This window comes from Mesorhizobium sp. 128a (assembly GCF_053848025.1).
On record NZ_JBSPKY010000017.1, the window covers coordinates 22,777 to 42,699 of the forward strand.

Consider the following 19,923-nt stretch of genomic DNA (forward strand, 5'->3'; position numbering starts at 1 on the left):
GAACGGCACAATAGAGAGACACTCTCTCCTTCAAGCCATGCAAACAGTCTCTCTGTCTGCTTCTGGCCGATAGTCTTCCCGCATCGTCCGAACCGGGAGGCTTCGACCATGTCCGCTCATTTTGCCCGCTCGCATCGCCACGAAGCGCTTGATCGCCTCGCCGACCGCCGATTGCTGCGCGAACTCGCCTATGTCGACGGTCATTGGACGGCGAGCGAAGCGGCGGAAAGTTTTGAAGTTACCGATCCGGCCACCGGCGCCACCGTCGCCTTTGTCGCGGCGCTCGACGCGCACCAGACGACAAAGGCGATCGATGCCGCCTCGCGCGCCTTTCCGGCATGGCGCTCGCTGCTGCCGCAGGAGCGGTCCAAAATCCTGCGAAAATGGTTCGAACTGATCACTGCGGCGAAGGATGACCTTGCTCTGCTGATGACACTGGAACAGGGCAAGCCGCTGCGGGAGTCACTCGGCGAGATCGACTATGCCGCCTCCTTCGTCGAGTGGTATGCCGAGGAAGCAAAACGCCTCAATGCCGAGAGCGTTACCAGCCATCTGCCGAATGCGGAAATGATGGTGAGGCGCGAGCCGCTCGGCGTCGTCGGCGTCGTTACGCCGTGGAATTTCCCCTCGGCCATGCTGACCCGCAAGGCGGCCGCAGCCCTTGCTGCCGGCTGCACCATCGTCGCCCATCCGTCGTCGGAGACGCCGCTGTCGGCGCTGGCGCTGGCTGAACTTGGCGAGCGTGCCGGCCTGCCCGCCGGTGTCTTCAATGTCATCACCGGCAAGGCTGCTGTCATCGTCGGGCGCATGGGCGAGGATGCACGGGTTCGTGCCATGAGCTTCACCGGCTCGACGGAGATCGGCAGGCTGATCGCCGCGCAGAGTGCGCCGACGATGAAGCGGCTGGTGATGGAGCTTGGCGGCCATGCGCCGCTGATCGTCTTTGGCGACGCCGATCTCGACAAGGCCGTGAATATTGCCATCGAGGCCAAATTCGCCACCTCCGGCCAGGACTGCCTCGCCGCCAACCGCATCTATGTCCAGCGCCCGCTCTACGACCGCTTCTGCGCCGCCTTTGCCAGGCGCATCGAGGCGCTGCGAACCGGCAACGGGCTTGCCGACAAGATCGACATCGGACCGCTGATGCATGAGCGCGCCGTCACCAAGGTCGAGGAACAGGTCGCCAACGCCATCGCTCATGGAGCGCGCTGCGTCACCGGCGGCAAGCGGCATCAGGCAGGGCCGCTGTTCTACCAGCCGACGTTGCTGGCCGATGTCACTGACGAAGCGCTGATCATGCGCGAGGAAACCTTTGGGCCGGTCGCCGCCGTCACGCCTTTCGACAGCGAGGACGAGGTCATCGCCCGCGCCAACGCCACCGAATACGGCCTCGTCGCTTATGTCGTCACCGAGAACGGAGCCCGCCAACAGCGCCTTGGCCGCGCGCTCGACTACGGCATGGTCGCCGTCAACCGTGTCAAGATCACCGGTGCGCCGATCCCGTTCGGCGGCGTCAAGCAATCGGGCATCGGCCGCGAAGGCTCGCGCCACGGGCTCGAAGCTTTCACCGATCTGAAGTACCTCTGCCTGGACGTCGCTTAAGTCCGTACGGCCATATCTCAAGGAGTCAAAAGATGCTCGACCAGTCCAACGAACTCAACGCCTGGGATCGCGACCACTTCTTCCATCCCTCGACTCATATGGGCACTCACGCACGCGGTGAATCGCCGACGCGCATCATGGCCGGTGGTGAGGGAGTCACCGTGTGGGACAACAATGGCAAGAAGAGCATCGATGCCTTTGCCGGGCTCTATTGCGTCAATGTCGGCTATGGCCGCCAGAAGATCGCCGACGCCATCGCCACCCAGGCGAGGAACCTTGCCTATTACCACGCCTATGTCGGCCACGGCACTGAGGCCTCGATTACCTTGGCCAAGATGATCATCGACCGCGCGCCGAAAGGCATGTCGAGGGTCTATTTCGGTCTCTCGGGTTCGGATGCCAACGAAACCAACATCAAGCTGATCTGGTACTACAACAACGTGCTGGGACGGCCAGAAAAGAAGAAGATCATCTCACGCTGGCGCGGCTATCATGGCTCAGGCGTGATGACAGGATCGCTGACCGGGCTCGATCTCTTCCACAACGCCTTCGATCTGCCGCGCGCGCCCGTCCTGCACACCGAGGCGCCGTACTATTTCCGCCGTGCCGACCGCTCGATGAGCGAGGAGCAGTTCTCGCAGCACTGCGCCGACAAGCTCGAGGAAATGATCCTGGCTGAAGGTCCCGAAACCGTCGCCGCCTTCATCGGCGAACCGATCCTCGGCACGGGCGGCATCGTGCCGCCGCCCGCCGGCTATTGGGAAAAGATGCAAGGCGTGCTGAAGAAGTATGATGTGCTGCTGGTCGCCGACGAGGTGGTGACGGGCTTCGGCCGTCTCGGCACCATGTTCGGCTCCGACCACTACGGCATCAAGCCCGACCTGATCACCATCGCCAAGGGCCTGACCTCGGCCTATGCGCCGCTGTCAGGCGTCATCGTCGCCGACAAGGTCTGGCAGGTGCTGGTGCAGGGTTCCGACAGACTGGGGTCGCTCGGTCATGGCTGGACCTATGCGGCGCACCCGATCTGCGTTGCCGCCGGCGTCGCCAATCTCGAACTGATCGACGAGATGGATCTTGTGACAAATGCCGGCGAAACCGGTGCCTACTTCCGCACCGAACTCGCCAAGGCTGTCGGCGGCCACAAGCACGTCGGCGACGTGCGCGGCGACGGCATGCTGGCAGCAATCGAGTTCGTTGCCGACAAGGACGACCGCGTCTTCTTCGATGCCGCACAGAAGATCGGGCCGCAGGTGGCGACAGCGCTCGCCGCGAGCGGTGTCATCGGCCGCGCCATGCCGCAGGGCGACATACTCGGCTTCGCACCGCCGCTCTGCCTGACGCGCGAGGAAGCAGACATCGTCGTTTCGAAGACCGCCGATGCGGTCAACAGCGTGTTTGCCAATCTGTGAAATCGACGATGAATGCCATGACCAAGACCTTTCCCGCGACCATGGCCGCTGTGCTGCTCACCGGGCATGGCGGACCGGAAGAACTTGTCTACCGCACCGATGTAAGAGTGCCTGAGCCCGCGCCCGGCGAAGTGCTGGTCAGGGTCAGTGCTTGCGGGATGAACAACACCGATGTCTGGGTGCGACAGGGCGCCTATGGCACGGAGGAAGATTCTGCCGCGGTGTCGACCTGGCGGCGGCAAGGCAACACGCTTGTTTTCCCGCGCATCCAGGGCACCGACACGGTCGGCGCCATCGCTGCCGTCGGCGAAGGCGTCTCGCCGGACCGTATCGGCGAGCGGGTGATGGTCGACTTTTCCATCTACAACCGCGACGACGATTCACTCGCCGACATCGACTACATGGGCCATGGCCGCGACGGGGGGTATGCCGAGTACCAGGCGGTGCCGGCCGAGAATGCGCATGTCGTCGACACGGAGATGAGCGATGTCGAACTCGCCACCTTCTGCTGCGCCTACCTCACCGGCGAACAGATGCTGGAGCGCGCCGGGCTCGAAGCCGGCGAGCGCGTGCTTGTCACCGGCGCCTCGGGCGGCGTCGGCTCAGGCATCGTGCAACTGGCGAGGGCGCGCGGCGCCATCCCTTATGCGATCGTCGGCAAGGGCAAGGAGCAGGCGGTGCGCGACATCGGCGCCGAGGCCGTCATTACCCGTGGCGTCGCCGACCTTCCGGCCGCTGTGAATGAAGCGACCGGCCGCCAACCAATCGATGTGGTCGCCGATCTCGTCGGCGGCGCGATCTTCAACGACCTGTTGCGCATCCTTCGGCCTGAAGGCCGCTACACCACCGCCGGTGCCATCGCCGGCCCGGTCGTGCAGCTCGATCTACGAACCATGTATCTCAAGCAGTTGCAGCTGCACGGCTCCAGCCAGGGCACGCGCGCCGATTTCCGCCGCATCGTTGGGTATATCGAGGCGAAGAAAATCCGGCCACTGGTCGGCGGTGTCTACAAACTGTCCGATTTCCACAAGGCGCAGGCCGATTTCGTGGCCAAGGATTTCGTCGGCAAGCTGGTGGTCGTGCCGGACGCGATGTGGATCAATAGCTGACCTGGCAGGACGGGCTTTCGTGCGGGTAAGAAAATCATCGTGAGCTGTCCTGGCGGAGCGCGCTTTGCCCCCAGTCCTCGTCGCCCAGGGGCTGGTCGACCAGTTTATTCTGAGCCGACCGTGCTGGCATCGTACGGGCACAGCGTCATCGATCGAGCGCGGACCGGTCCGTCACTCCGGAAGGCCGGCCTTGCGGAAGCCATCGACGAAATGTTCGAGCGTGGCAGTGTCGCGGAATGGCTCGGTCTCGACCCAGTGGCGGGTGGTGAAATGCGGGTTGGCGACAAGGAACAGGTCGACTTCGGCGCGCGCCGCGCCGAGCTGGCCGAGTTGGGCAAGGCTTGCCGCCAGGAAGCGGCGCGAGCTTGTCCTATACGTCTCGTCCCGGCGCAGCGTCTCGACGGCGCCTTCATAGTCGCGCGCCGCATATTGCGCCTGGCCGAGTGTCAGATAGTACCAGCTTGCCGGAAACGGATTCAGCCGGAACGCCTTGCGGATGTATTCGAGGCCTTCTTCGACGCGGCCGGCCAGCACCGCGATGTCGGACAATGTCGCCCAGGCATCGGCCTCGTTCGGGTCGAGTTCGAACGCCCTGGCAAATTCCGAGTCCGCCTCGTCGAATCTGCGCTCATAGGCAAGCAGGTTGGCAAGCACCCAGTGACAGCCGGCATCGTTGGGATCGATCGCCACGGCCTTGCGCGCCAGGTCCAGGGCGAGGCGGCGGGCAGGCTCAATGGGGTCGCCCCAATGCACCCATCCCATCCAGTGATTCATGGCAAGCCAGCGACAGGCCTCGGCATAGTCCGGATCGAGCGCGAGCGCGCGCGTCAGCATCAGATGCGCTTCGCGCGCCGATTGCGGCGAATCGTCGATCAGCTTTCGCGCCCGCACGACAAGATCGTAGGCCTCGAAATTCCTCGGCCGGTTGCGCGGCCGCGGCGCGCGCAGCCGGCCAAGCAGCGCCTCGACGATCTTGGCCGTCACCTCGTCCTGGACGGCAAAGATATCTTCCAGGCCGCGATCGAAGCGGTCCGCCCACAGATGCTCGCCGCTCAGCGCGTCGACGAGCTGGGCGTTGATGCGCACACGGCCCGCGGCACGTCTGGCGCTGCCCTCCAGCAGATAGCGCACGCCAAGCTCCCTGGCCATCTCGCGCACATCCACCGCCTTGCCCTTGTAGGCAAAGGTCGAGTTGCGCGCGATGACGAACAGGCCGCCTATCCGCGACAGGTCGGTGATCAGGTCTTCGGTCAACCCGTCGGCGAAGGCTTCTTGCTCGGGGTCGTTGCTGAAATTGGCGAAGGGCAGCACGGCTATCGACGGCTTGGCGGGCAGCGGCAAAGCCTGTCGCTTCGCATCGCCGAGCTGTTCGATCGCGCCGATGAAGCGATAGCCGACGCGCGGAACCGTCGATATCCATTCACCGCCGTTCGCGGCCGGACCCAGCAGCTTGCGCAATTGCGCGATCTGGACGGTGAGGTTGCCTTCCTCGACGGCCGTGCCTGGCCATGCCGCGTCCATCAACTCGGCCTTTGCCAGGATCTCGCCGGGCCGGGCGACGAGCGCCGCCAGCAGCTGCAGTCCGCGGTGGCCGGCGGCGACGGGGACATCGTCCCGAAGGAGCGTTCCCGCACCCGGATCAAGCACGAACGGACCAAAGGCAAAGCGCGATCCTTGCATAGCGCGCATCTATAACCGGTTTGGAACTTTTGAGAACTATTTGGCTGCGCTTAATTACGGCGCCGTCCGCATGCTGCACAGTTCAGCCTCCTACCGAGGGCTCTTGCTCTCAAACCGAATGGAGGTTGCCATGAACGATACCCTTGCTTCTGCTTCGGCAGCCTGGCCGGAACAATCAGCGGCGTCATCGCGCCGGAGCCCGACGAGCCCGCGCGGCATGATTGCGGCCTGGCGTGAACGGATACACTTTCGCTGGGACCTGAAGCAGATGGCGGAGACCAATCCGCATCTGATCGACGATATCGGCCTGACCAGACGCCAGGTCGATGCCGAGATCGTCAAGCGCTTTTGGGAAGTGTAAGGCCGCAGATGAAACCGGTTCGCCAATTTCAGCGTGCCATGGCGCTTCGCCGGTATTTGCACTTGCCGGAATGTACCGATCTTGCTTCGAAAGCTGCATGAGCGCCGAAGACGCGACGTCACCCCGCGAGAGCCGCATCCCATCGGCCGCGATGGCCGGTATCATCGCGACCGTCACGGTTTTCGCCGTGGCGCAGGGGCTGACCTATCCGCTGCTCAGCTTCATCCTGGAACGGCAGGGGACGACACCGAGCCTGATCGGCCTCTCCGCCGCCATGACGCCACTGGGCTTCATCGTATCCTCGCTCTTCACGCCGGGGCTGGTCCGGCGCGTGGGGGCGGCGCGCTTTGCGGTCCTGTGTTCCATTCTGGCGGCAACCGCGCTGATCGCGATTGCCTGGACGCAGGACGTCTGGGCCTGGATGCCGCTGCGCTTCCTGCTCGGCTTCTTTGCCAATCCGCTTTACGTGATCAGCGAAACCTGGCTGGTTTCGATCACGCCCGCCGCACGCCGGGGCCGCATCATGGGCCTTTATTCCTCGATTGTTTCGGCCGGCTTCGGACTCGGCCCGCTGTCGCTCGGCCTGGTCGGCACGCAGGGGTGGCCGCCCTTTATGATAGGCAGCGCGGCCTTCCTGGTCTGCGGCCTGATCGTGCTTGCCGTCTCGCAGCGGCTGCCCGACATGCCGCTCGAGGGCGAGGCGGTGTCGGTCGGCGGCTTCTTCGCGCTGGCGCCGCTGCTTTTGTTCGCAGTCTTCACCGCTGCCGCCTTCGAGCAGGTTCTGCTGTCCCTGTTCGCGGTCTATGGCGCCGCACTCGGCAGCGCGGAACAGCGCATCGCTTCGCTCATCACCTGTTTCATCGCCGGCAATGCCGTTCTGCAGATTGTGCTCGGGCGCGCCGCAGAACGCTTCGGCTCGAAGCGGATGATGCTGTTCTGTGTCCTGCTTTGCCTCGTCGGTTGCCTGCTGTTGCCGTTGCTCTTCGACACGTGGCTGATCTGGCCGCTCTTCTTCATCTGGGGCGGAGTCTCGTTCGGGATCTACACGCTGTCTCTGATCCAGCTCGGCGAGCGTTTCACCGGTCAAGCCTTGATCGCAGGGAATGCAGCCTTCGCCTTCGTGTGGGGCATAGGCGGCATCGTCGGCTCACCTGCGGCGGGACTGGCAATGCAGCTGACCGGACATCAGGGGCTGCCAGCCTCGCTTGGCCTGCTGTGCTGTGTGCTTGTGGTGTTTCTGATGGCACAGAGACGCACAAATCTGCCGACCTGACGAGAGCGATTCCAAAGTGGCGGCTCGGCGAACGGAGGCCCCCTCGATCAGGATCTGCTGAATGAAAACAGCTTCGCATCGGAGTCTTCGATGCCGCCGATCGCCGAGGCAACGATCTCCGAAGCGATCTGCGAGAAGGTGATGCCGTTGCCGCCATAGCCCATCACGGCATGGATGCGTGGATGCCGGGGCAGGGCGCCGATATAGGGCATGCCTGTGCCGGTTGTTCCGAATGAGCCGGTCCAGGCGAATTCGGGCCTCACGTCGAGCCGCGGCAGCAGGCGATGCAGTTTCTTCGCCAGACGTTTCGCCTTGTCGGCGATCAGCGCGTCGCGACGTGCCTCGTCGGTGAATTCCTCGTCCTCGCCGCCGCAGATGACGCGGCCGTCCTCTGTTGCGCGCAGATACAGATACGGCTCCGACGCCTCCCAGATCAGCGCTGCGTCCGGCCAGATGTTTTTCGGTTGCGGTGCTGTTGCAATCGCCCAGGTCGAGACGACGCCGTGCGCGGTCTTCGGGATGACGTCAGTCAGCTCATAGCCGGTGGCCAGCACCAGATGCCGCGCGGTGATCGTCGGACCGAGGCTGGTGGCGACGACGACCTGATCGCTTCTGTCCTCGATCGCCGTCGCCTGCACCGGCGCATAAAAACGCGCCTTGCGCTGCAGGGTTTTCAGCAGCAGGCCAGCCGTCAGCTTGCGCGGGTCGAGCGCAAGATTGCTGTGGCTGAGGATGGCGCCGGCGCGATCGATACCAAACTCGTCGGCGAGCGCCTTGCGGGTCAGGTAACTTGCGCCAATGCCGACCTGCCGGCGTGCCTCTGCCTCATCGCGCAGTGCAGAGGGGTCGAGCGCATCGCCGGCCAAATAGAGCGAGGACGATGGTGTCAGGCGACAGTCGATGCCGAGTTCGGTGATCCGTCCGCTAAGGTTGGATACCGCCAGGCGCGACCGCCGCCATGCCTGTCCGGCATCGGCCTTCCCGACCATTGCCGAAAGTTTCGTCAGTGGCTGGTCGAGCTCGAACTGCACCAGGGCGGTGGTTGCCGAGGTCGACCCGAGCAGCGGACCACGACGGTCGATACAGATAACCGAATGACCGGAGGCGGTCAGCGTCTCGGCGGCCATGGCGCCGCTGATCCCCATGCCGACGATCAGCACGTCGGTCTTGACATCGCGCGTCAGTTTTTCCGTAGGCACCGAGGGTGCCCGATAGGCAAACCAGACCGGCCGGCCGCTGCGCAGGTCGAGTTTGCGTGCCACCAATGTCTCCAGACGTCAGCGATGTCTTCAACTACCAACCATTGTCTTCAACGAAGAACGGCCGCCGTACCTGGGAGGTCCGGCGGCCGCTGTCGGCGGCGCTATATCCGCCCGAGAACAACCAGAATGATGACGATGATCAGCAACAGCCCGAGGCCGCCGCCGCCATAGTATCCGGTGCCATAAAAGGGTCCGCCGCCGAGGCCGCTGAAGCCGCCGAGCAACGCGATGATCAGGATGATAATAAGAATGGTACCCAGGCCCATATGCCGTCTCCTTGCGCTGCCGCGCCATTCACACCGCGCGGCTCGAAGACAGAAACTCGCGGCAGGCCATCCTGTTCCAATGACTTGCAACCCTTGCGCGCCAAGGGCAAGCGCAGCCGGCGTGATTACGGTCTCTGTTTGACGGCTAAGAAAAGCAGGAACCCTGCCTGCTGGCCCCGGAGGGACTCGGCATTTGATAGAATCGCTGACCCGCTCTGCGCGGCTTCCCGCGAGTTTCCGTTGGGCTCAACAGGCCACCTTCACGTCGCCTTGCCGACGGGTGCGCCTGTCGTCATCTCATCCTCGGACATGTCGTCGAACGAAGCGTAGTTCATGTTGTAGAGGCGGGCGTAGAGGCCTTGCCTCGCCATAAGCTGCTCATGGTTGCCGCTTTCGACGATCTCGCCATTCTGCAGCACGATGATGCGGTCGGCGCCGCGTATGGTCGCCAGCCGGTGGGCGATCACCAGCCCCGTGCGGCCTTCGAGCAGCGTCACCAGCGCCTTCTGGATCAGCATCTCGGTGTAGGAATCGATGCTGGCCGTAGCCTCGTCGAGCACCAGGATCTTGGCATCCGCCACCAGTGCGCGGGCAAAGCTGATCAGCTGGCGCTGGCCAAGCGAGAGGTTGCCGCCGCGCTGTTCGAGTTCGGTGTCGTAGCCGTCGGGCAGGTTCTCGATGAAATCATGCGCGCCGACGGCTTGCGCCGCGCGCACCACTTCTTCGCGGCTGGCGCCGGTCTTGTGGTAGCGGATGTTTTCCAGAACCGTACCTGAAAACAGGAACGGTTCCTGCAGCACCATCGCGACCTGGTCGCCGAGCGAATCCTGCGTGACGTCGCGCACATCATGGCCGCCCACCAGCACTTCGCCCGACCAGACATCGTAGAAGCGGTGAACCAGCGCCATGCAGCTCGATTTGCCCGAACCGGTCGGGCCGACGAGCGCGACGGTCTCGCCGGGATTGACGCGCAAGGAGACATTCTTCAGCACCGGCTGGTTCTGCCAGTAGCCGAAAGTGACGTTCTTGAACTCGACCGAACCGTCCATGTCGCGCGTCAGAGCGACTGCACTTGGTTTATCGCTGACATCGACCGGCACGTCGAGCACTTCGGAGATGCGCTGGCCCGAAGCCATGGCGCGCTGCATGACCGAGTATTGCATGGTGAGTGAGCGGATCGGGTCGAAGAAGCGCTGGATGTAAAACAGGAACGCCACCATGACGCCGATGTCGAGGCTGTGCGACAGCACCATCGAGCCGCCGACGACGATGACCGTGGCCATGGCGATGCCGGTCAGCGTGTCGACGATTGGCACCATCACCTGCGCATATTTGGCCGAGGTCAGGTGCGTCCTCAGATTGGCCAGCACCTTCTCGTCATAGAGCTCGAAATTGACGTGCTGGCGCTCGAGGCTCTGCACCGTGCGCACGCCATGGATGCCTTCGGCCAGCGCGCCGTTGGCGATCGAATTGGTTTCGTGCGCGGCCATGAAGGCGACCTTGGCGCGGGGCAGCCAGAACAGCCGCACGATGAACAGGGCCGGCATGGTCGACAGCGTCAGCAGGCCGAGCCGGAAATCGAGCCACAACAGAACGGTGACGATGCCGAACAACAGCACGATGTCGCCGACCGACATGACGGATGTCTCGAGGAATTCCTGCATCGAATTGACATCGCCCTGCAGGCGCGACATCAGCCGTCCCACTTCGGTCTTGTCCATGAAACTGAGCGAGACACGCTGCAGATGGCTGAACATGGCGCGGCGCAAATCCGACAGCACATTTTCGGCCACCTTGCCGACCACGCTTTCCTGGACATAGCTGGCGCCATAGTTGATCAGGATGATCGCAGCGAAAGCGCCGATCGCCCAATTCATCACCGACCGGTCGACCTTGCCTGCCACCATGCCGTGGTCGATGGCGTAGCGAATGACCAGCGGGATCGCCAGCTGCGTCAGAGTGAACACCAGCACCGCGGCAACCGAGATGAAGAGCCGACCCTGATACGGCTTCACGAAGCTCCAGATGCGACGCACGATACGCGGATCGTAGGCCTTGCCGAAAACCTCCTCGTCGTCGCGATGCGAGCCAACGACGGCCTTGGTCGGCCGGCCGCTTTTGTCGTCCTTTTCGTCGTCATCCTGCTTGGACATCAGGCGGCTCCTTCGAGCCGGTCTTCATCCGGCCGCAGCTGCAAATCGTAGAGCGCGCGGTAGCGCCCTTTGAGTGCCAACAGCTCTTCATGCGTGCCACGTTCGACGATGCGGCCGCCTTCCACGAACAGGATCTGGTCGGCATGCATCAGCGAGCTCAGCCGATGCGAGATGATCAGCGTCACGCGGTCCTTGGTGAAGCGTTTCATGGCGGTGCGGATACGCTGCTCGGTGCCGGCGTCGACGGCCGCGGTGGAATCGTCGAAGACCAGCACCGAAGGCCGCAGCATCAGGGTGCGGGCAATGGTCAGGCGCTGCCGCTGGCCTCCCGAAAGCGAGGCGCCGCGCTCGCCGACGACCGTTTTGTAGTCGGCCGGAAGCCCGATAATGTAGTTGTGCAACTGGGCATATTCGGCAGCCTGTCCGATGCGGGTCTCGCGCGCCCAGGGATTACCATAGGCGATGTTGTTTTCGATCGAGGTGGTGAACAGGAACGCATCCTGCTGAACGACGCCGACCGCCTTGCGCAGCGATTGCAGCGTGACCGCGCGGATGTCCTGGCCATCGATGGTGATCGCGCCCGACGTCACGTCATAGAAGCGCGGGATCAGATGCGCGATGGTCGACTTGCCGCTGCCCGGCGGGCCGACAATGCCGACGGTCTCGCCGGACCGGGCCTCGAAGGAGATGCCCGACAGCGCCGGCCGGCCGCCCGTGCCTGCATAGCGGAAGCCGACATTGTCGAAGCGCAGCACACCTTCGCTGACCACGAGATCCTTGGCGCCCGGTGCGTCCTCGATGTCGAGCTCGGCGTCGAGCAGTTCGAACAGCCTTGTGCCGCAGGTCGAGGCGCGGGCGAACGAGTTGACCATCAGGCCGAGCTGGCGAACCGGCATCTGCAGGATGGTCATGAAGGTCAGGAACTGCGCCAGTGTGCCGACGCTGATCTCACCCGCGATCACCTTCTGGCCGCCGAACCACAGCACCAGCCCCATGGCGGCGAGGAACGAAAAGTTCATGGCGCTGGTGTTGGCGACGCGGATGTCGACGCGCTGATTGGCGAGCTCCAGCGCCGATAGCTTGGCGCGGTCGAATTTTTCCAGCTCATGCCGCTGCGCGGCGAAGGCGCGCACGACACGGATGCCGCCGAGATTTTCGTCCATCACCCGGCTCAGCACCGACAGCCGCTCCTGCAGCGTCAGCCAGGTGCTGCGCAGCCTGAGCTGCGTGACCGAGGACCGCCAGGCGACGAACGGTACGAAGCTCAGGCTGAGCAGTCCAAGTTCAAGATCGGTGCTGATCAGGAGATAGGATCCGACGCCGATCAGCACGCCGAGCAGCACCACGCGCAATATGCCGGTGGAAAAGAACATGCGAACGCCGTCGAGGTCGAGCAGGCCGAGCGTGATCAGGTCGCCGGTATGCACCCTGTCATGGAAGCTGAAGCTCAGGCGCTGGATCTTCTCGTAGAAGGCGAGGCGCAGTTCATAGCCGGTGCGGTGGCCGACAGCCTCGCCGTAATAGTTCTGCGCCATGGTGAAGAGGCCACGCAGGATGCTGACGACGAGCAGCGTGATCGCCGTCGTCCACAGCGCCTGCTCGGCCGCCGCGCCAGCGGCTGCGGCCATCACGCCTTGCCCCTGATCGATGGCGCGTCCGAGCAGACGCGGGATGAACAGCTGCAGCGTCGCGGCGATGAAGGTCGAGACGATGGTGATAGCCACCTGCCAGGGATGGCGCAGCGTCATGCGCACGATGCGCAGCAGCGTGCTGAGGCCCTTGCCCCAGGACGCCTCCGCCACATGGGCAAACGATTTGCCGCGCTTCGCCGCGCCGCTGGTTGCGTCCATTGCCAAGGAAAATACCCAATCCGGTCCGGACATTAGCCCAGACGAATGAAAGCAGACTCAGTTTCAGATGCCGAGATGGTACGCCTCCATTTCGGCCGTTCAAGGGCCAATGGCGGCATCGCACTGTACCTGAACGGCCCTGCAATTCGTGTCATCCCGCCATCCAGCCGCCATCGACCATCAGGTTGATCCCGGTGACGTAGCTTGCCATGTCGCTAGCAAGGAACAGCGCGGCGCCCGCCACGTCGTTCGGATGCCCGAGCCGCGGCCAGGGCGTGCGGCTGTGTGAATAGGCGAGCGCGTCGGGATCGTTGGCAACGCCTGGCTTGCCGGTGATGATCTTGCCGGGCGCAATCGCGTTGCAGACAATCAGGTCATCGGCATGATCGACGGCGATCTGTCGCGTCATCTGCACGATCGCGCCCTTGCTCACTGAATAGGGAAAATCGCCCGGGCAGGCGACCATGCCGTGCTGCGAGGAAATGTTGATGATGCGACCGCGCACCTCGTTGACCGGTGTCTGGCTGTGCATCTGCATGACGGCGCGCTTCGAGCAGTGGAAGAAGCCGGTCAGATTGACGCCGATGACGCGGTTCCATTGCTCCGGCGTGGTCTCGACCAGATTGGTGCTGGTGTAGATGGCCGCATTGTTGACCATCACATCGAGCCGTCCGAAACGCCCGGCCGTCACGCCGACCAGCGCGTCGACCGCAGCCCAGTCCGCAATGTCAGTCGTGACATGCATTGCCGTGCCGCCAGAGGACTCGATAAGGGCTGCCGTGCTGTCGCCACCCTCGATCGGCAATTCGCCCGTGTCGGCGACGATGACGGCGGCGCCTTCCGCCGCGAATTTGAGCGCGATCGCACGGCCGATGCCGGAACTTCCGCCGGTGACGATCGCAACCTTGTTCTCGAGCAGGGGCATTTCGTCTCCTTTGAGCAATTCCATGAAAAGTGTGAGCGGTTTTCTGTCCGGAATTGCGTAAAAACAAATAGATAGGGCGGTTCGCCGTTTCCCTGAAACGGTCAACCGGTCTAGTGTTCCCGGCGCACGACCTTGCCTTGCCCCGCACCGATCAGCGCCTGATCGCGCACGATCTCCCGCCCGCGCAGAAACACATTGGTCAGCCGGGCCTTCACGCTCCAGCCGTCGAACGGCGTGTAAGCCGCGCGGGAAACCTGCTCGGCGTCGGAGATGGAGCTGGATACGCGCGGATCGACGATCAGCAGGTCGGCGTCGTAGCCGGTGGCGATGCGTCCCTTGCGCTTGCCGAGCCCGAAACGCTCGGCCGGATTGCGCGCGCACATCCGCACCACATCGGCATGAGTGATCAGTCCCTCGTCCACCAGTTTCAGCGTTACCTGAAGCAGCGTCTGCAGCCCCGGCATGCCCCCGGGTATATCGGCGAAGGCGGCGTATGCGGCGGCCTTCTCGGCCGGCGCGTGTGGCGCGTGATCGGTCGCGACGATGTCGATCAGCCCACCCTTCAGCGCAGCGCGCAAGGCTTCGACATCCTGCCGCGACCGTAACGGTGGCGAACCCTTCAGCCTGGCGCCTTGCGTCTCGTAATCGTCGGCGGTGAAGAACAGGTTTTGCGGTGTCGTCTCGACGCTGGCGTCCGCCCGGTCGCGCAACCGGCTCCACGCTTCGACGCCCGGCCCCGAATTGATCTGCCGGATATGGACGCGCGCGCCTGTCGCGGCGGCGGCAAGCACGGCGCGCGCAACGCCGCCGGCTTCGGCAAGCGGTGGCCGGCTGTCGAGAAAGGCTGCGATGGTCCCTGTCTTGTTGCGCTCATTGGCGCCGGTCAGCATCGATTGATCGCCCGGCGAAATGCCTACCAGCGTATCGGCATGGCCAAAATGTCCGAGCGCCTCGGCAACCGCGTCGAAATTGCGAAACAGGAAGGTCTCCGGCACGTCGGCGGTAAACAATTCGAACGACACCGGTGCGAGGTCGAGCAGCTCATGGATCAGCGACAGATCGCGGCTGACCACGGCCTGGAAACCAACATCGACGTGGAGCCGGCCTGCCGCCATCGCCATCTTGTCGGTCAGCTCCTCGGCGCTGGCCGTCCACGGCTCGTCGGTCGGCATGTCGAGCACCGTCGTCACGCCGCCAAGGGCCGCGGCATGCGTACCCGAGTAAAAGTTTTCCTTGTGCGTCAGGCCCGGCTCGCGCAGATGCGCATGCGCGTCGACCAGGCCGGGCAGCAGCAGGCAGTCCGAAGCGTCGATGACGGTCGCTGCTTCCGCTGCACCGCCGGGCGTGATCAGCGCTGCGATGCGTCCGCCGGCAATGCCGACATCGCGCCGCTCCTGCCTGTCGGCATTGACGATTGTCGCGCCCCTGATCAGCGTCTCGAACATGCCGCCCCGCTCCGTCAGGCGCGCTGCTCGAAGCCAGCATGGTTCTCCAGCCAGAAGCGGGCGATATCCTCGCGCCGCATGAAGGCAGCAGCCGGTTGTCTCTTAACGTGCTCGATCACTTCGCGCAGCCCCGAGGCACGGTTGGGCTGGCCCATCCAGCGCGCATGGATGCCAATCGTCAGCATGCGGCCACCGGTCTCGTCGGCTTCGTCGAGCATGTAGTCGATGGCCGAGCGGCAATCCTCGGCGAAGTCGCGCGGATTGCTGTAGCCCGGCGCGACGAGGTAGCGGCTGTCGTTGAGCGCCTTGGAATAGGGCACGACCAGGATCTCGGTCCCCTGGTGGTCGAGGAAATATGGCAGGTCGTCATTGCAGGGGTCGGAGTGGTAGAGAAACCCGCCTTCGCGCACCAAGAGGTCGCGCGTGCTGACGCTCGGCAGCAAGCGACAGTTCCAGCCCAGCGGACGCCTGCCCATCAGCCTCTCGTAGAGCGCAATCGCCTCGTGCAACTGGCGCTCTTCCTCGTCGCGTTCCATCGTCGTGTAGTCGATCCAGCGCAAGCCGTGGCCGAGCAGATCGTGCCCGCGCGCGTTCATCCATTCGGCGACCGCCGGGTTGCGCTCCAGCGCGACGGCGCAGGCGGAGACGGTAATCGGGATGTCGTAGCGGTCAAACAGCCGCGCCAGCCGCCAGACACCGGCCCTGCTGCCATATTCGAAATGGGTCTCGGTGCCGAGGTCGCGCACCGGTGGGCTCGTGGCGAGATTGTACTCGCCCCAATTGTCGTTGCGGCCGTCCTCGAGCCAGGAATATTCCGAGCCTTCCTCGTAGTTCAGCACGAGGTTGATGGCGAGCTTGACGCCGCCCGGCCAGGTCATGAAGGGCGGGTTCGAGCCATAGCCGACGAAGTCGCGCGGTTGCTGGAATTCGGTCGGCATCGCTCTGCTCCTCAGCTTTCGTTGGCGGCAATCCAGTCGATGTAATCATGGAAGGCCTGCTTCGCCGGCGTCGGCCGCCAGTCCGTATCGCGCTCGATGCGGGCAAGGTCGTACTCGCCCCACATGCCCGTCTTCAGGGCTGCGTTCATGACTATGTTCGCCGTCTCTTGCGGGCGGACCTCGCTCTTCAGGCCGGGGAAACGTTCGGCGGCCCAGCCGATGAAGTCGCCGACGGTCTGCGTGCCGCCGCTGCCGATATTGTAGTGGCGGTAGCGCAAGATCTTGGCATCGAGCAGCGCCATGATTGCCTTGGCGACATCGCTCGACAGCACATAGTCGCCGAGCGGCTCAAGACTGTTCGGCCGTATCGTCTCGTTGCTGAGCGCCATATGCGCGACTCGGTTCGGCAGATGGCGCACATTGCGGCTGCCGGTGACGCGGTCCATCGGCCCATAGACCGAGGACAGACGCACCGAGATGGCCGACAGGCCGAAGAGGTCAGCATAGCGGTTGGTGACCATTTCGGCGGCGAATTTCGAAATGCCGTAAAGCGTCAGCGGCGCGACATAGCCATCCTCGGGCAGCGGCTCGCCGCTCCAGTCCGGCCCGTTATGGCGATAGACCGAGCCGGAGCTGACATAGACGAAACGCTTGATGCCGGGGCGGCCCCGCGCCCATTCCAGCATGCGCACCGTGCCCATCAGATTGACATCAACGATGGCAGCCGGATCGTTGGCCTCGGGCGGTTGTGTCGGGTCGCTCGGGCGCGAATTCGGTGTCACCGTCGCGCCATGGACGATTGCCGTGATGCCATGCGCGTCGAGTGCCGTAGCCCATTGTTTGGGATCCAGTATGTCGGCGGTGAGCACGGTAAGGCGGTCGCGCACCGGCGCGAAGAATTTCTCCGCGATGGTGTCGAGGCCGGAGCGGTCGAGGATCACGGCGCGGGCTTGCGGGTCGCGGGTGAGCCATTCATGGGCCACCACGCTCATGACAAAGCCGGTGCCGCCGGTGACGAGAAGCGTCATGGGATCTCCTGTAGACTCGACCTGTAGAATTCAGCGCGTCGCATAGCCGCCATCCACAAGCATGTCGGAGCCGGTGACGAAGGACGCATCCCGCGAAAGCAGGAAGGCAGCCGCTGCGGCGATCTCCTCCGGTTCGGCGATCCGGCCGAGCAGTTGGGCAGGCCCGAGTGTGGCATTGGCTGCCTCGAAATCCGCGAAGCGGCGCAGCAGCCGCGTCGTCGCCACCGCACCCGGCGACAGGCTGTTGACGCGGACCTTGTCGGCGGCGTGGTCGACAGCCATTGCCTTGGCGAGATGGATCAGCCCGGCCTTGGCGGCGCAGTAGGCGACCGCCTTTGTGGTGGCGACGCGACCGAACTGCGAGCCGATGAACACAACCGATCCACCGCCGCTTGCCGCGATCAGCGGCACTGCGTACTTGCTCATCAGGAACGCGCCGGTCAGGCCGACATCGAGTTCGCGCCGCCACGCGCTCTCGTCGAGATCGACGACGGTGGCGCTGGTCGACGGTGCGGCGGCATTGTGCACCAACCCGTCAAGCCGGTTGAATTTCTGTCTGGCGAACTCGACAGCGGCCCGGGCGGAACCGCTATCGGTCACATCGCATTGGCAGGCGACCGCCGAAGGGCCGAGCGTGTCGGCAAGTTGCTTCGCCGGGTGGAGATCGTAGTCGGCGCAGACGATCCTGGCGCCCTCGCCAATGCACCGCCTGGCGATCGCCGCGCCGATGCCGCTGGCAGCGCCTGCGATCAGGATGACAGCGCCGTCAAGGCGCTTGGCTGTGGGATTGTCGGTCATGGGCTCGCTTTCTCCGCGACCTGCAGGGCCGGCATGGAGACCGGCCGGCGCAGCAGATTATAGCAGGCTGCGAGCGTCACCAGCACCGCGCCGCCGCCCAACAGCAGGAACATCGCCGGCGCGCCCATATGTGCCATCAGGCCGGCGGATACGCCGGGCGTCGCGACGTTGCCGATCGAATAGAGCAGGAGCAGCGTGCCGGAGGCGCCGACCATATGCCGGCTGTGCAACTGCGAGGCGCCGAACGCCATCGCTACGGGATAGATCGTCAGCGCCGTCGCGCCGTAGAGGAAGAACAGCACGAACAGCAGCGGCTCGGAAAAATTGCCGAGCCAGGCGATCGTGGCGCACAGCACGACCGAGAGCAAGCCTTGCGCCAGCAGGATCAGCCGCCGTTCAAACCGGTCCGACAGCCAGCCGACGGGCGTCTGCGCCAGCATGCCGGCGATGCTGATGGTCGTCACGAGCCCGACCGTCGTCCCCGCTGACAGCCCGATCTGGGTGCCGTAGATCGGCGTCAGCACGAAGATGTTCATGTTGGTGACGCCGCCCTGGAAGATAGCCACCACCGTCACCGGGGCTAGCCGGAAAAGCGCCAGGGGGCTGAGGCGTTTGACCCGCCCGCTCGCGTGCTCCGGCTCAGAGGGAAAAACTGGCAAGGTGGGCCAGCGTCCGCCGACGAATTTGGAAACCAGCGCCAGCAGCACCATCGCCGCCGCGACCGGAAACAGATGCGGCGATTGCGGCCCGACCAGCGCGACGAGGAGTTGCCCGAGCAGCACCGCGATCGCCGTCGTCAGCATGTAGAGCGAGAACATCGCGCCGCGATTGTGCTGCTCGGCATAGAGGTTGATCCAGCTCTCGCAGACGACGAAGAGCGAAGCCATCGACATGCCGCCAAGCAGGCGAAAGCAGATCCAGCTCGGCACGAAATCGGTGAACACGAAACCCATGGCCGCCAACAGCGCCAGCACCAGGACCGCCACGAAGGTGCGCTCGTGGCCGTAATGGGCGACGGCCGGGCGCGTGACCAGACAGCCGACAAAAAAGCCGACGGGATAGGCGGTAAGCACGATCTGGACGACATCGGGCGAAATGCCGGGCTTGCCGAGGTGAAGCGAGACGGCGGTGGTGAGCATGGCGCTGCCGATGCAGGCGAGACAGATACCGGTCATGATCGGTAGCAGAGCGCGCGAGCGCTCCGCGTTTTGCCACAGCCGCATCGCGGATTGGGCGATCGACCTCATGGCTGCTCCCCTGGCGGCGCCGTCGACGACGCCACCCTGAGCGAGAGGCTACACGCGGCGGCGATTGCTGCAAACGAAGATTGATACGCCTATGGCTCCGATTTTTTTGGCCATGCCGGTGACCGAAAGCGGCGTCTAGGCGGCCGGCGGGGCTTTACAGTGGTTTTGTGCCGTCCATACCATAGGCAAGTCGCCGACATCCCAGGAGGAGTTTCATGACGATCGAACGACTTGAAAACGGCCAACGTTTCTGCCGGGTGCTGCGCTACAACGGCACCGTCTATGTCGCGGGTCTGACGGCGGACGACCTCTCCGGCGATACCACCTCGCAGACGAAGCAGATTCTCGCCAAGATCGATGCGCTTCTGGCCAAGGCCGGCAGCGACAAGGCCAAAATACTCAGCGCCCAGATCTGGCTCCGGGACATCGCCGATTTCGAGATGATGAATACGGCCTGGGATGCCTGGATCGACCGCGGCGCCATGCCGGTGCGCGCAACGGTCGAGGCGCGGCTTGCCGGCGATCAGTATCGCGTCGAGATCATGGTGACGGCGGCTGTCGGCTGAGGCCGATT

17 protein-coding genes are annotated in these 19,923 nt (G+C 64.2%); 6 read left to right on the forward strand and 11 right to left on the reverse strand.

Annotation, left to right across the window (positions count from 1 at the left end; all coding sequences use genetic code 11):
* The first annotated feature begins 108 nt into the window (after nucleotides 1-108).
* Genes ACWTU9_RS24855 through ACWTU9_RS24865 form a run of 3 tightly spaced genes read left to right on the forward strand, consistent with a single transcriptional unit; the run spans nucleotide 109 to nucleotide 4,123 of the window.
* Nucleotides 109-1,602 (forward strand): NAD-dependent succinate-semialdehyde dehydrogenase, encoded by a 1,494-nt coding sequence (locus ACWTU9_RS24855; RefSeq protein WP_455860600.1) that lies wholly within the window; start codon nucleotides 109-111, stop codon nucleotides 1,600-1,602.
* A 32-nt stretch (nucleotides 1,603-1,634) separates the two neighbouring features.
* A complete protein-coding gene (locus ACWTU9_RS24860) occupies nucleotides 1,635-3,014 on the forward strand; it encodes an aminotransferase (RefSeq protein ID WP_455860601.1) in 1,380 nt (459 codons plus the stop codon).
* 8 nt (nucleotides 3,015-3,022) lie between these two features.
* The gene (locus ACWTU9_RS24865) at nucleotides 3,023-4,123 is read left to right on the forward strand and encodes an alcohol dehydrogenase family protein (RefSeq protein WP_455860602.1); all 1,101 of its coding nucleotides are present in this window, start codon (nucleotides 3,023-3,025) and stop codon (nucleotides 4,121-4,123) included.
* Between the two features lie 171 nt (nucleotides 4,124-4,294).
* Here the strand turns inward: ACWTU9_RS24865 and ACWTU9_RS24870 are convergent, their stop codons facing one another.
* Nucleotides 4,295-5,812, reverse strand: coding sequence for a winged helix-turn-helix domain-containing tetratricopeptide repeat protein (locus ACWTU9_RS24870; protein WP_455860603.1), 1,518 nt, complete (start codon nucleotides 5,810-5,812; stop codon nucleotides 4,295-4,297).
* A gap of 121 nt (nucleotides 5,813-5,933) precedes the next feature.
* Between ACWTU9_RS24870 and ACWTU9_RS24875 the strand changes: the two genes are divergently transcribed.
* Both ACWTU9_RS24875 and ACWTU9_RS24880 read left to right on the forward strand, forming a co-directional pair.
* Nucleotides 5,934-6,164, forward strand: coding sequence for a DUF1127 domain-containing protein (locus ACWTU9_RS24875; RefSeq protein WP_455860604.1), 231 nt, complete (start codon nucleotides 5,934-5,936; stop codon nucleotides 6,162-6,164).
* A gap of 97 nt (nucleotides 6,165-6,261) precedes the next feature.
* Entirely contained in the window at nucleotides 6,262-7,437 is a 1,176-nt protein-coding gene (locus tag ACWTU9_RS24880; protein WP_455860605.1) for an MFS transporter, read from the forward strand.
* 47 nt (nucleotides 7,438-7,484) lie between these two features.
* Here ACWTU9_RS24880 and ACWTU9_RS24885 read toward each other — a convergent pair whose 3' ends face one another.
* The 10 genes from ACWTU9_RS24885 to ACWTU9_RS24930 all read right to left on the reverse strand — a co-directional run bounded on the left by ACWTU9_RS24885 (nucleotide 7,485) and on the right by ACWTU9_RS24930 (nucleotide 19,349).
* Complete coding sequence (locus ACWTU9_RS24885) at nucleotides 7,485-8,699, reverse strand: NAD(P)/FAD-dependent oxidoreductase (protein WP_455860606.1); 1,215 nt, start codon at nucleotides 8,697-8,699, stop codon at nucleotides 7,485-7,487.
* A 101-nt stretch (nucleotides 8,700-8,800) separates the two neighbouring features.
* Nucleotides 8,801-8,965, reverse strand: a complete 165-nt coding sequence (locus tag ACWTU9_RS24890) for a DUF3309 family protein (protein WP_455860607.1) — start codon at nucleotides 8,963-8,965, stop codon at nucleotides 8,801-8,803.
* 260 nt (nucleotides 8,966-9,225) lie between these two features.
* Nucleotides 9,226-11,118 carry an ABC transporter ATP-binding protein gene (locus ACWTU9_RS24895; RefSeq protein WP_455860608.1) on the reverse strand — a complete coding sequence of 631 codons (1,893 nt, stop codon included), beginning with the start codon at nucleotides 11,116-11,118 and terminating at the stop codon, nucleotides 9,226-9,228.
* A complete protein-coding gene (locus ACWTU9_RS24900; RefSeq protein ID WP_455860695.1) occupies nucleotides 11,118-12,968 on the reverse strand; it encodes an ABC transporter ATP-binding protein in 1,851 nt (616 codons plus the stop codon). The genes ACWTU9_RS24895 and ACWTU9_RS24900 overlap by 1 nt, the downstream gene beginning before the upstream one ends.
* A gap of 151 nt (nucleotides 12,969-13,119) precedes the next feature.
* Nucleotides 13,120-13,893 carry an SDR family NAD(P)-dependent oxidoreductase gene (locus tag ACWTU9_RS24905; protein ID WP_455860609.1) on the reverse strand — a complete coding sequence of 258 codons (774 nt, stop codon included), beginning with the start codon at nucleotides 13,891-13,893 and terminating at the stop codon, nucleotides 13,120-13,122.
* Nucleotides 13,894-14,003: 110 nt separating this feature from the next.
* Nucleotides 14,004-15,338: a dihydroorotase gene (locus ACWTU9_RS24910; RefSeq protein ID WP_455860610.1), complete on the reverse strand. Its 1,335-nt coding sequence runs from the start codon at nucleotides 15,336-15,338 to the stop codon at nucleotides 14,004-14,006.
* 14 nt (nucleotides 15,339-15,352) lie between these two features.
* Nucleotides 15,353-16,276, reverse strand: a complete 924-nt coding sequence (locus tag ACWTU9_RS24915) for a polysaccharide deacetylase family protein (protein WP_455860611.1) — start codon at nucleotides 16,274-16,276, stop codon at nucleotides 15,353-15,355.
* 11 nt (nucleotides 16,277-16,287) lie between these two features.
* Entirely contained in the window at nucleotides 16,288-17,304 is a 1,017-nt protein-coding gene (locus ACWTU9_RS24920) for an NAD-dependent epimerase/dehydratase family protein (protein WP_455860612.1), read from the reverse strand.
* Between the two features lie 30 nt (nucleotides 17,305-17,334).
* Nucleotides 17,335-18,102, reverse strand: coding sequence for an SDR family NAD(P)-dependent oxidoreductase (locus ACWTU9_RS24925; protein WP_455860613.1), 768 nt, complete (start codon nucleotides 18,100-18,102; stop codon nucleotides 17,335-17,337).
* Complete coding sequence (locus tag ACWTU9_RS24930; RefSeq protein ID WP_455860614.1) at nucleotides 18,099-19,349, reverse strand: MFS transporter; 1,251 nt, start codon at nucleotides 19,347-19,349, stop codon at nucleotides 18,099-18,101. The genes ACWTU9_RS24925 and ACWTU9_RS24930 overlap by 4 nt, the downstream gene beginning before the upstream one ends.
* A gap of 215 nt (nucleotides 19,350-19,564) precedes the next feature.
* Between ACWTU9_RS24930 and ACWTU9_RS24935 the strand changes: the two genes are divergently transcribed.
* On the forward strand, nucleotides 19,565-19,915 hold the full coding sequence (locus ACWTU9_RS24935) for a RidA family protein (RefSeq protein ID WP_455860615.1): 351 nt from the start codon (nucleotides 19,565-19,567) through the stop codon (nucleotides 19,913-19,915).
* Nucleotides 19,916-19,923 lie beyond the last annotated feature (8 nt).